General features: G+C 34.3%; 15 protein-coding genes. 6 read left to right on the top strand and 9 right to left on the bottom strand.

Annotated elements, in window-relative coordinates; translation table 11 throughout:
- Positions 1–273: 273 nt before the first annotated feature.
- Together apaG and dusB are read right to left on the bottom strand one after the other, a co-directional pair.
- Positions 274–660, bottom strand: a complete 387-nt coding sequence (gene apaG / locus H510_RS0110315; protein WP_026904256.1) for a Co2+/Mg2+ efflux protein ApaG — start codon at positions 658–660, stop codon at positions 274–276.
- Positions 661–709: 49 nt separating this feature from the next.
- A complete protein-coding gene (gene dusB, locus H510_RS0110310) occupies positions 710–1,702 on the bottom strand; it encodes a tRNA dihydrouridine synthase DusB (protein ID WP_026904255.1) in 993 nt (330 codons plus the stop codon).
- Positions 1,703–1,762: 60 nt separating this feature from the next.
- Between dusB and H510_RS0110305 the strand changes: the two genes are divergently transcribed.
- From H510_RS0110305 to H510_RS0110285, 5 genes are read left to right on the top strand one after another with little or no spacing between them, the layout of a single operon-like run.
- Positions 1,763–2,683: a CPBP family intramembrane glutamic endopeptidase gene (locus H510_RS0110305; RefSeq protein ID WP_162143071.1), complete on the top strand. Its 921-nt coding sequence runs from the start codon at positions 1,763–1,765 to the stop codon at positions 2,681–2,683.
- A complete protein-coding gene (locus H510_RS0110300) occupies positions 2,676–2,879 on the top strand; it encodes a putative signal transducing protein (RefSeq protein WP_026904253.1) in 204 nt (67 codons plus the stop codon). Before H510_RS0110305 ends, H510_RS0110300 begins: the two co-directional genes overlap by 8 nt.
- A gap of 18 nt (positions 2,880–2,897) precedes the next feature.
- The gene (locus H510_RS0110295) at positions 2,898–3,701 is read left to right on the top strand and encodes a phosphatidate cytidylyltransferase (RefSeq protein WP_026904252.1); all 804 of its coding nucleotides are present in this window, start codon (positions 2,898–2,900) and stop codon (positions 3,699–3,701) included.
- 24 nt (positions 3,702–3,725) lie between these two features.
- A complete protein-coding gene (locus H510_RS0110290; protein ID WP_026904251.1) occupies positions 3,726–4,385 on the top strand; it encodes a phosphatidylserine decarboxylase family protein in 660 nt (219 codons plus the stop codon).
- A gap of 41 nt (positions 4,386–4,426) precedes the next feature.
- Complete coding sequence (locus H510_RS0110285) at positions 4,427–4,828, top strand: thiol-disulfide oxidoreductase DCC family protein (protein ID WP_026904250.1); 402 nt, start codon at positions 4,427–4,429, stop codon at positions 4,826–4,828.
- Here H510_RS0110285 and H510_RS0110280 read toward each other — a convergent pair.
- Together H510_RS0110280 and H510_RS0110275 are read right to left on the bottom strand one after the other, a co-directional pair.
- Positions 4,820–5,305: a hypothetical protein gene (locus H510_RS0110280; protein ID WP_026904249.1), complete on the bottom strand. Its 486-nt coding sequence runs from the start codon at positions 5,303–5,305 to the stop codon at positions 4,820–4,822. The genes H510_RS0110285 and H510_RS0110280 overlap by 9 nt on opposite strands.
- On the bottom strand, positions 5,302–5,880 hold the full coding sequence (locus tag H510_RS0110275) for an RNA polymerase sigma factor (RefSeq protein WP_026904248.1): 579 nt from the start codon (positions 5,878–5,880) through the stop codon (positions 5,302–5,304). Before H510_RS0110275 ends, H510_RS0110280 begins: the two co-directional genes overlap by 4 nt.
- A gap of 175 nt (positions 5,881–6,055) precedes the next feature.
- On the opposite strand from H510_RS0110275, the gene H510_RS0110270 reads away from it, so the two are divergent.
- Positions 6,056–6,421 carry a DUF6249 domain-containing protein gene (locus tag H510_RS0110270; RefSeq protein WP_036692567.1) on the top strand — a complete coding sequence of 122 codons (366 nt, stop codon included), beginning with the start codon at positions 6,056–6,058 and terminating at the stop codon, positions 6,419–6,421.
- On the opposite strand, the gene H510_RS0110265 is transcribed toward H510_RS0110270, so the two are convergent.
- The 5 genes from H510_RS0110265 to H510_RS0110245 all read right to left on the bottom strand — a co-directional run bounded on the left by H510_RS0110265 (position 6,422) and on the right by H510_RS0110245 (position 9,160).
- Positions 6,422–6,847, bottom strand: coding sequence for a hotdog fold thioesterase (locus H510_RS0110265; protein WP_081659255.1), 426 nt, complete (start codon positions 6,845–6,847; stop codon positions 6,422–6,424).
- Complete coding sequence (locus H510_RS0110260) at positions 6,844–7,356, bottom strand: DinB family protein (RefSeq protein ID WP_026904245.1); 513 nt, start codon at positions 7,354–7,356, stop codon at positions 6,844–6,846. The genes H510_RS0110265 and H510_RS0110260 overlap by 4 nt, the downstream gene beginning before the upstream one ends.
- Complete coding sequence (locus H510_RS0110255; protein ID WP_026904244.1) at positions 7,340–8,536, bottom strand: sensor histidine kinase; 1,197 nt, start codon at positions 8,534–8,536, stop codon at positions 7,340–7,342. The genes H510_RS0110260 and H510_RS0110255 overlap by 17 nt, the downstream gene beginning before the upstream one ends.
- A gap of 76 nt (positions 8,537–8,612) precedes the next feature.
- Positions 8,613–8,843 (bottom strand): DUF6358 family protein, encoded by a 231-nt coding sequence (locus H510_RS0110250; RefSeq protein ID WP_026904243.1) that lies wholly within the window; start codon positions 8,841–8,843, stop codon positions 8,613–8,615.
- Positions 8,844–8,845: 2 nt separating this feature from the next.
- Positions 8,846–9,160 carry a rhodanese-like domain-containing protein gene (locus H510_RS0110245; protein ID WP_026904242.1) on the bottom strand — a complete coding sequence of 105 codons (315 nt, stop codon included), beginning with the start codon at positions 9,158–9,160 and terminating at the stop codon, positions 8,846–8,848.
- Positions 9,161–9,232 lie beyond the last annotated feature (72 nt).

Here is a 9,232-nt window from a genome sequence, read left to right as displayed (position 1 = left end):
TTTGATTTTTTCATCGCAATTATTTGTTTCAAGTTATAAATAATTGCCCTGCTTCTCTAATTTTGATCGTTGCTGTTTTGTGGGAGGAGGTCATTAGGACATGAAAATCCTATCCACAAAATTTTTAAAACAAGCAAAATCCTAAAAATACAACCCTTTTACAAGAACAAAGGTTTTAACCAAAAATCAATTCACGACACTTTACAAAAACCCTCTAAACAACAAAGCCTCTCCAAAAATGAAGAGGCTTCGACTATTTATTAACGATTAAAATTAATTCAGTTTAAAAGGGGCAATCAATGCAAATTTTGGGATTAAAACAGTTAAAGCTTCATCATCTACCAATCTTCGCATTTCATAACTACCATGCATAGTTCCCATATCTGTTTGTAAGTTACATCCTGATACATATTCATGCATGCCTCCTGGCTCTATAATGGGCTGTTGCCCCACAACACCTTCTCCTTCTACCTCTCTTTTTGTGCCATTAGAATCAAAAATATTCCAATGTCTGCTCATAAGCTGTACGCTGTAATGACTTAGATTTTCTATCCTAATTTTATAAGCGAACATAAAATGCTCATTAGCCGGATTTGAGTATTCTGGCTGGTAGGTGGTTTCAACAGAAACTTTTACTCCGTCGGTTATTTGCGCTACCATTTTTTTTAATTTTTTAACAATTTAGAGATTAAAAATATAAAATCAAAAATCAGACCGCTACTGTATCAAATTTGTTTCTAATTTCATGTAGTACGTCTTCTATGTCTTCTACGCGTTCTAAGCTTACCAGTTTCATTCTATATTCTTTAAAATTTGGTATGCCTTTAAAATAGTTAGCGTAATGTCTTCGCATTTCAAAAATACCTGTTTTTGGTCCCTTCCACTCGATAGATTTTTTCAAATGCGTAGTGCAAACATCAACCCTTTCATTAATGGTTGGACCATCTAAAAAAGTACCGGTCTCAAAGAAATGTTTTACTTCTCTAAAAATCCAAGGGTAACCAATAGCAGCTCTACCAATCATAATTCCGTCTACTTCGTACTCCAAACGCCAATTAGCGGCTTTTTCAGGAGAATCTACATCGCCATTACCAAAAATAGGAATTTGTATTCTTGGGTTTCTTTTGATTTCTCTAATCAATGTCCAATCGGCAACGCCTTTATACATTTGGGAACGCGTACGACCATGTATGGTTAAAGCTTTAATACCCACATCTTGTAAGCGCTCTGCTACCTCATAAACGTTTTTGGTGTTGTCATCCCAACCTAAACGAGTTTTAACTGTAACAGGTAAATGCGTAGCCTTAACAACAGCAGCCGTCATGGCTACCATTTTATCTATATCTTGTAATAAGCTTGCACCAGCCCCACGGCATGCTACATTTTTTACAGGGCAACCGTAATTGATATCAATTAAATCGGGTTTTGCTTTGGTGGCTATTTCTGTAGCTTCACGCATGTGCTCGATATCGCTACCAAAAATTTGAATCCCTATAGGGCGCTCATACTCAAAAACATCTAATTTTTGTCTGCTTTTGGCGGCATCTCTTATCAAACCTTCTGAGGAAATAAACTCCGTATACATCATATCTGCTCCGTTTTGTTTGCAAACAAAGCGGAATGGCGGGTCGCTCACATCTTCCATCGGCGCAAGCAATAATGGAAAATCACCTAAATCTATATTTCCTATTTTAACAGACATTTAAAAATCAAATCATTAAATTAATCGCAAATTTACTAAATATCCTTAATTATGAGAGACATGCAAAAGTCAACACATCAACACCCAGCTCTACAATTAATTTATTTGTTGCTTTATGTGATTGCAGGTGGACTAGTGTTTACCGTTATTGGTGTTCTTATTTACAGCCTCACTGGTAATAATTGCTCTATACTTTTAACTGGCGATGAAAGCAATATGGATATCAATTTCATCAGAACCATACAAATTTCTAGCTCTTTGGGTATTTTTATTGCCGGCCCATTAACTTTTGCTTTAGCCACAAAACAACCTCTAAAATCTTATTATCACTTTTATAATCCGCTTAAAACGCCCCAATTACTTATTATAGTTACAGCCATTATGGTTTTAGGCTTACCTTTTCTTGAGCTTATTAACGCCGCCAACCAAAAAATGGTTTTACCAGATTTTTTAAAAGGCTTAGAACAATGGATGCGAGAAAAAGAACAACAAGCCGCCGTTTTAACCAAACAGCTTTTGGTGATGAAAAGCTTTAGCGATTATTTACTTAACCTATTGATGATAGCTATTATACCCGCCATAGGTGAAGAGCTTTTATTTAGAGGAGCTTTACAGAACATATTTTACAAATGGTTTTATAACCCACATGTTGCCATTTGGATAAGCGCCATTATATTTAGTACTATACATGTACAATTCTTTGGTTTTTTCCCTAGGATGTTTTTAGGTGCATTATTTGGCTACTTTTTATGGTGGAGCGGGAGCTTATGGTTTGCCATTTGGGGACATTTTCTTAATAACGGTTTAGCTGTAACTATGGCTTATATACTACAATTACAAGGCAAAAGTATTGATGAAATTGAGAAAACAGACACCTTTCAAATATGGGGATATTTATTAAGTGCAATAATTACCTTAGTTTTGTTGCTTAAGTTTTATCAGAACTTTAAAAAGAATAGCCAAATAGATATTTATGAATAGTACTTGGGTAAAAATTTATACTTCACATCAGTTCATGAAATCTGAAATAGTGAGGCAAGTACTAATTGACCATGAGATAGAAGCTGTTTTGATGAATAAACAAGATACAGCCTACAAATTTGGCGAGGTTGAGGTTTACATTCATCAATCTGATTTTGATAAAGCTTTAGAAATTATTATCCAAAACGACCTTTAATTTAATACCCTAATTATTATGAAGACCAGAGCTATAACTGGAGTTATTTTTATCCTTATCATGCTATGCTCCATATTTTTAGGGCCTTATGTTTTTACAGGGTTTTATATATTTTTAAGCTTAATTTGTTTGATGGAGTTTTTTGCTTTGGTTAAAACCACAGGAATTAGACCACACAGATCTATTGGTTATATAGCTGCATTAATCATCTTCGCATCAGTTGCGGGTAGATATTTCATTCAGTTTGAGACCAAATGGTTATTGATAAACATTCCTTTGTTTTTTGGGATTTTTGTGAGAGAACTTTATAAAAAGTCTAAAATACCATTTAGTAATATAGCTTATACTTTTCTAGGCTTGTTTTATACCATAGTACCTTTTATATTTTTCCATAGTATTGCCTTTATTTCTGGATCTTATAATTATAAACTAGCTTTGGGCTTTTTTCTGATGCTTTGGGCTAATGATACTGGCGCTTATATTTTTGGAGTTAAGTTTGGTAAAAAGCGTCTTTTTGAAAGACATTCACCAAAGAAATCTTGGGAAGGCTTTTTTGGTGGCGTTGCCACAAGTATAGCCGTTGCTTATATACTAGCTCAATATTTTACTTCATACAGTCTTTTAAATTGGATAACCATGGCAACACTTATCTCTTGCTTTGGTACCATGGGCGATTTGGTTGAATCTATGTTCAAAAGAAGTATAGAAATTAAAGATTCTGGAAAAATATTACCTGGCCACGGCGGTTTGTTAGACCGCTTTGACGGTTTACTACTTTCGGCACCTGTTGTTTTCGTTTACATATATTTGATTACTTATTAGTAGTTTTGGTAAAAATTTAAAAAAATGACCATCCACAAAGAAGGATATACCTCTATTGCATTAACCGTTCTGTTTGTTTTTGTTACTAATGCCCTCATCAATTATTACCTGCCACATGTTACCTGGTTTGTATGGTTGTGGTACCTAGTTTCTTTACTTTTATTTATAACTGTTTTACAGTTCTTTAGAAATCCAGTGGTGAACTTAACTTTAGGAGAAAACCAAATTATTTGCCCAGCAGATGGTAAAGTTGTTGTGATAGAAGAAGCACAAGAAAACGAATATTTTAAAGATAAAAGACTTCAGATATCTGTTTTTATGTCGCCCATTAATGTACATGTAAACAGAAGCCCAATAAGCGGTATCGTAAAATTCTTTAAATATCACCCAGGAAAATATTTGGTTGCTTGGGATCCTAAATCTTCTACAGATAACGAACGCACTACGGTTGTTGTTGAAAACAGTAATGGCATACCGGTGTTATTTAGACAAATAGCTGGTGCTTTGGCTCGCAGAATTGTTTGGTACGTAAAAGAAGGCGATCAAGTAGAACAAGGCAAAGAGTTTGGCTTTATAAAATTTGGTTCTAGGGTTGATGTTTTTTTACCTGTTGGAACCCAAGTTAATGTAAACCTTGGAGATAAGGTTAAAGGCGGTGTTACCGTTTTAGCAACGCTTTCTTAATCAGAGAGAATCTCTACAGGTTTGTTGTTTTAGATTTTGATATGACTGATAAACCTGTAATTTTTTTTGATGGCGTTTGTAACCTTTGCAATGGTTTTGTACAGTTTATCATAAAGCATGATAAATATGCAAAATTTAGATTTGCTGCATTACAATCAGACTTTGCCAAACAAGAACTTTTAACAAAAGTTATTTCTGTAGAGGAACTAAGCTCGGTAATACTACTCACAGAAAAGGATGTTTTTACCAAATCTACAGCCGCTTTAAAAATAGCATCGCAATTAAATGGTTTTTGGAAAGCCGCTTATATCTTCATCATCATCCCTAAATTTATAAGAGATTTTGTTTACGATATCATCGCTAAAAACCGTTATAAATGGTTTGGGAAAGAAAACCATTGTATGCTTCCTACTCAGGAATTAAAAGATAGGTTTTTAAATTAATTTAGATTTTTTTCTGAAGAAGTAATCTGCTGTTAAAAGCATGATGATGATATCAAAAAACAAGAAAGCTTGAATAGCAGTTCTAGAAAAACCTTCACCAATTTTAAAAACATCGTAATTCATATTAAAAGAACCGCTTGAAGCAGACCAATTTGTTTGCGCAATTGCTACAGCCATAATAACGCTCAGTATCAGTATAAAAGATGCCGCTATACCGTAGATTATTCTTTTATCAACTTGTGCTTTAAGAGATAGTGGTTGCGCTTGTAACCTTATTTTATCCATCACCGCAAAGCTGAAACCCATAGAAGGCTCTTCTAAATCTGTTGATTTAAGATGTTTATCAAAACTTAAAATTTCTTGATATAGGTTTTGAAAAGAAATATCTTCTCGCAGTAATCGCTCTATTTCTAGAGCCTCCTCTTTACTGCATAAACCATCTATATAATTCCAAATTTTTTCTTCTGCACTTTTCATATTAAATCCTCCGCTTCACTTTTTAAAAGTTGTTCTAGTTTAATTTTTAATCGGCCTCTAGCCCGATGTAATTTAACTTTAGCTGTATTGGCTTCAATTCCCATTATCTGAGCTATTTCTTCTAAAGATTGCTCGCCTTTGTAAAATAAGGTAATGATACTGGCATCATCAGGTAACAAACTTTCTATAGCTAAATTTAAATAATAATCTCTGGATTTCCGCTCTGTATTTAAATCCGTACTTGCTTGATGGCTATCTAAAACGTTTTGATGATTTTCATCATCAATAGAAAGAACATCAACCTGCTTCTTTCTTAAATAAGTCATAGCAGTAGTATAAACTATACGATAAAGCCATGTTGTAAATTTTCCTTTTCTCTCGTATCCGGATAAATATTTAAAAGCTTTCACAAAGCAATCTTGAGCTACTTCCTCGGCATCTTCTCTGCTTTTTGTAAAACGTAAAGCCAAGGTAAAAACATAACGTTGGTAGCGTTTAACTAAAAGCGCATAGGCTTGTTGGTCTCCAGCCAATACTGCATCTATAATAGCTATGTCTGTTAGTTCTTGTTGCATGTGTTGATGTTAAGACAAGCTATATAAGCTTTAGGTTACAGCTAACTCAAAATATCTTTAAAGGAAATAGATAGCACAAAAATTATACTTTTGGTGTAACCTGTTTAAAAACGATGTAGTCTTAGCTTCCAACAATAAGATTTAACAAGATTATTAAACATTAAAATACAAGATTATGAACAATGCAGACATCTTAATTCCGCTTACCATATTTATAGGAAGCTTTGCCGTAATTTTTGGTTGGCGATATTTAACCAATAAAGAAAGAATGGCTTTAATAGAGAGAGGGTTAAACCCGATACCAGAAAAGCCAGAATCAAAATCTAATTATTATCTTAAAATAGCTTTATTGTTAATGGGCGCTGGTTTAGGTTTATTTTTAGCTTTTGTTTTAGATAATACCGTTTTTGCACATAATGTTAACGAGTGGGGAAATACCAAAAACGAGGCTATTTATTTCTCCTTAATTACGCTTTTTGGTGGTTTGGGTCTATTTATTTCTTATACGATAGAGAAAAAAGAGAAGCAGCAAAAGCTTTAGCTATTTAACAGCCGGAACTACAGCTACCGTTAGCCTGCTGATGCAGCTCATTTTACCTCTTTCATCGTAAATTTTAATATCCCAAATATGTGTTTTTGCGCCAATGTGTATTGGCGTACAAACACCTTTTACGTATCCAGATTTAACAGGACGTAAATGATTAGCATTTACTTCTAAACCTACACCCATTTTTTCTTCGGGATTTAAAACCAAGTTACTAGCTACACTTCCCAAAGTTTCTGCAAGCACCACCGAAGCACCTCCATGTAAAATACCTACCGGCTGGTGGGTACGTTCATCAACCGGCATGGTAGCTTCTAAAAAATTATCACCAATATGGGTAAAACTAATCCCTAGCAAAGCACCAATATGATTTTTTGGCCTGCTGTTTAATTCTTCTGGAGTGTAACTTTTAAACCAAATCATTTTAAATACTTTTCTTTTAATACTCTAAAATGATGTTCTATATGGCCTGCCATAATAAATAATAAAGCACCAACACTTACTTCTCTTTCACTTGCTACGCCTTTTTTCTTGTAATCTTCTTCTGTTAATGATTTGAAAAAATAGAGGTTAGCCTGTCTCATAAGCAATAATTCATCTACCAAATCACTAAAAGAACGTTTGCTTACATCAACATTTTGCATGTATAAATCCTGATCAAAACCCGGTAGTGGGGTAAAATCATTTCTTGAGAAACGCATAGCTCGGTAAGCCATCACCCTTTCTGTATCTATTAAATGGGCAACAACTTCTTTAACGGTCCATTTACCATCAGCGTAAGCGTAGTCATGTTTTTCTGCTGGTATTTCTGCCAAGAAATCATCAACCTCATTCAATTGGTTTTTTAGTTTTCTAAGGATATTTTGGCCAGATACTAATTTGATGTATCCTTCGTAATATGGAGCGTATTCGTTACTAAATGGTTGGTACATAATTTATGCTGCTTTTAAGTATAATTCTAAAGGTAGTGCCTTTACCCAGTTCAGATTCTTTTACAAAAACCTGCCCGCCGTGGTAGTTTTCTATCATTCTTTTGGTTAATGATAAACCTAAGCCCCAGCCTCTCTTTCTAGTTGTAAAACCTGGCTGAAAAACGGTATCAAACTTCGAGCGTGGGATACCTTTACCTGTGTCTGTGATGTCTATAATAATTTGTTCTTTAACAATATTTTCTTTGATAGTGATGCTGATGATACCCTTCCCATCAATAGCATTTACTGCGTTTTTCAGGATGTTTTCTATCACCCAATCAAACAAAGGTACATTGATAAGAGCTTCTAACTGCTCGTCTCCGTTTACCTCAAAAGTAATTTTATCTGATACCCTAACTTTAAAATAATCAACAAAATCTTTAACAACTTCATAAACAGAATGACTACTTAAGATAGGCTTAGAGCCGATTTTAGAAAATCTATCGGCCACAACCTCTAGTCTTCTAACATCATTTTCCATTTCTAGTATCAAAGAATCATCGGCTTTAAACCTTTCTTTTAAAAGCTCTACCCAAGCCATTAAAGAAGATATGGGTGTGCCTAACTGATGCGCTGTTTCTTTTGCTAAACCAACCCAAACCTGGTTTTGTTCTGATTTTCTTGCCGAATTAAAGGCAAAGTATGCCAGCATCAGAAAAACTGCAATTAAACTGAGTTGGATATAAGGGAAAACTTTAAGCTGACTTAGCAAATCGCTATCCTTATAGTAAATGAGATTCTTTTTCCCATAAAACTCTACTGGGATAGGGTTGTGCTGATTTTTCATTTCCCGTAGCTCTTTTAGAAAATACTTTGGGTCGTATTTTTTATTACTTTCTATCTGAAAATACGTTTTAACAGTGTCTAAGCCTTGGTAGGTAATGATAGAATCTTTCTCGTTAGTAACAATTGCGGGTACAGGTAAGCTATCCCTTATGGTGAAAAGGAAGTTCATCATCTCATCGTTATCGGTTTCAAACATCCGCTTAAGACTTTGCGCCCAAAGCTCGGCCCGGGTACGTTCTGATTTTGCAATATTTTGCACCAAAAAATCAGTATACCAAAGCGAAGAAACAGCAATAACTATTGCGAAAAAAAGTAGGAGATATTTCCAGCGACGTTTTCTTTCGTAAGGATTCATATTTATACCAAATTACAAAAACGCCTTAAAATTGGTTCTCTTATTTAGCAAAAAGATTTGTTATGAAAAAAGCGCCTTAAGAGCGCTTTTTAGGGTTTTTATTTTTAAGCTTTTCTTCTGCCTTTAGTTTCATTTCTTCCCGTACCTGTTTCATCAACTTAATTTTATAGTATAAGCTTAAGCCAAATGCTGCTAATAGAAGTATGGGCAAGAAATAATTACCGGCCTTAAAAGCCATTACAGCTCCAATAGCAGAGCAAATAATGATTAAGTTTAAAATAACGTTAAATAATACCTTTTTAAACATGATTAATATACTTTCATGCCAGGTTCAATTTCTGCAGCCCAAGCTAAAATACCACCTTTTAAATTGTAAAGATTGGTATAACCTAGGTTTTGCAATTGGTTTAAAGCAGCAGCGCTTCTGGCACCACTACGGCATTGCATAACTACAGGAATGTCTTTTGATATTTTATCGGCCTCTAACACAACGCTGGCCAGCGGAATATTTTCTCCCTCGATATTAGACATTTCATATTCAAAAGGTTCGCGAACATCAATTAATTGAAATTCTTTACCTTCATCTCTCCATTTTTTTAGCTCTGCTACGGTTATTTCGTTCATAATAAAATACTTTATGCTTATCAAAAATAGTAAAAATAGCAGGTTTTAAAACTTAATAATAAAAGTTTACCC

The organism is Pedobacter glucosidilyticus DSM 23534 (assembly GCF_000425145.1).
Classification (GTDB): domain Bacteria; phylum Bacteroidota; class Bacteroidia; order Sphingobacteriales; family Sphingobacteriaceae; genus Pseudopedobacter; species Pseudopedobacter glucosidilyticus.
Note: the sequence above shows the minus strand (reverse complement) of the source record. Positions and strands in the feature narration are given on the sequence as shown.

Bases quoted from the DNA above. Each gene is read 5' to 3' on its own strand.
- H510_RS0110275 (WP_026904248.1), bottom strand. From the start codon at position 5,880: ATGCAACAAGAACTAACAGACATAGCTATTATAGATGCAGTATTGGCT.
- H510_RS0110280 (WP_026904249.1), bottom strand. From the start codon at position 5,305: ATGAAAAGTGCAGAAGAAAAAATTTGGAATTATATAGATGGTTTATGC.
- H510_RS0110305 (WP_162143071.1), top strand. From the start codon at position 1,763: ATGCAAAAGTCAACACATCAACACCCAGCTCTACAATTAATTTATTTG.
- H510_RS0110285 (WP_026904250.1), top strand. From the start codon at position 4,427: ATGACTGATAAACCTGTAATTTTTTTTGATGGCGTTTGTAACCTTTGC.
- H510_RS0110300 (WP_026904253.1), top strand. From the start codon at position 2,676: ATGAATAGTACTTGGGTAAAAATTTATACTTCACATCAGTTCATGAAA.
- H510_RS0110250 (WP_026904243.1), bottom strand. From the start codon at position 8,843: ATGTTTAAAAAGGTATTATTTAACGTTATTTTAAACTTAATCATTATT.
- H510_RS0110260 (WP_026904245.1), bottom strand. From the start codon at position 7,356: ATGTACCAACCATTTAGTAACGAATACGCTCCATATTACGAAGGATAC.
- H510_RS0110245 (WP_026904242.1), bottom strand. From the start codon at position 9,160: ATGAACGAAATAACCGTAGCAGAGCTAAAAAAATGGAGAGATGAAGGT.
- dusB (WP_026904255.1), bottom strand. From the start codon at position 1,702: ATGTCTGTTAAAATAGGAAATATAGATTTAGGTGATTTTCCATTATTG.
- H510_RS0110295 (WP_026904252.1), top strand. From the start codon at position 2,898: ATGAAGACCAGAGCTATAACTGGAGTTATTTTTATCCTTATCATGCTA.
- apaG (WP_026904256.1), bottom strand. From the start codon at position 660: ATGGTAGCGCAAATAACCGACGGAGTAAAAGTTTCTGTTGAAACCACC.
- H510_RS0110265 (WP_081659255.1), bottom strand. From the start codon at position 6,847: ATGATTTGGTTTAAAAGTTACACTCCAGAAGAATTAAACAGCAGGCCA.
- H510_RS0110255 (WP_026904244.1), bottom strand. From the start codon at position 8,536: ATGAATCCTTACGAAAGAAAACGTCGCTGGAAATATCTCCTACTTTTT.
- H510_RS0110290 (WP_026904251.1), top strand. From the start codon at position 3,726: ATGACCATCCACAAAGAAGGATATACCTCTATTGCATTAACCGTTCTG.
- H510_RS0110270 (WP_036692567.1), top strand. From the start codon at position 6,056: ATGAACAATGCAGACATCTTAATTCCGCTTACCATATTTATAGGAAGC.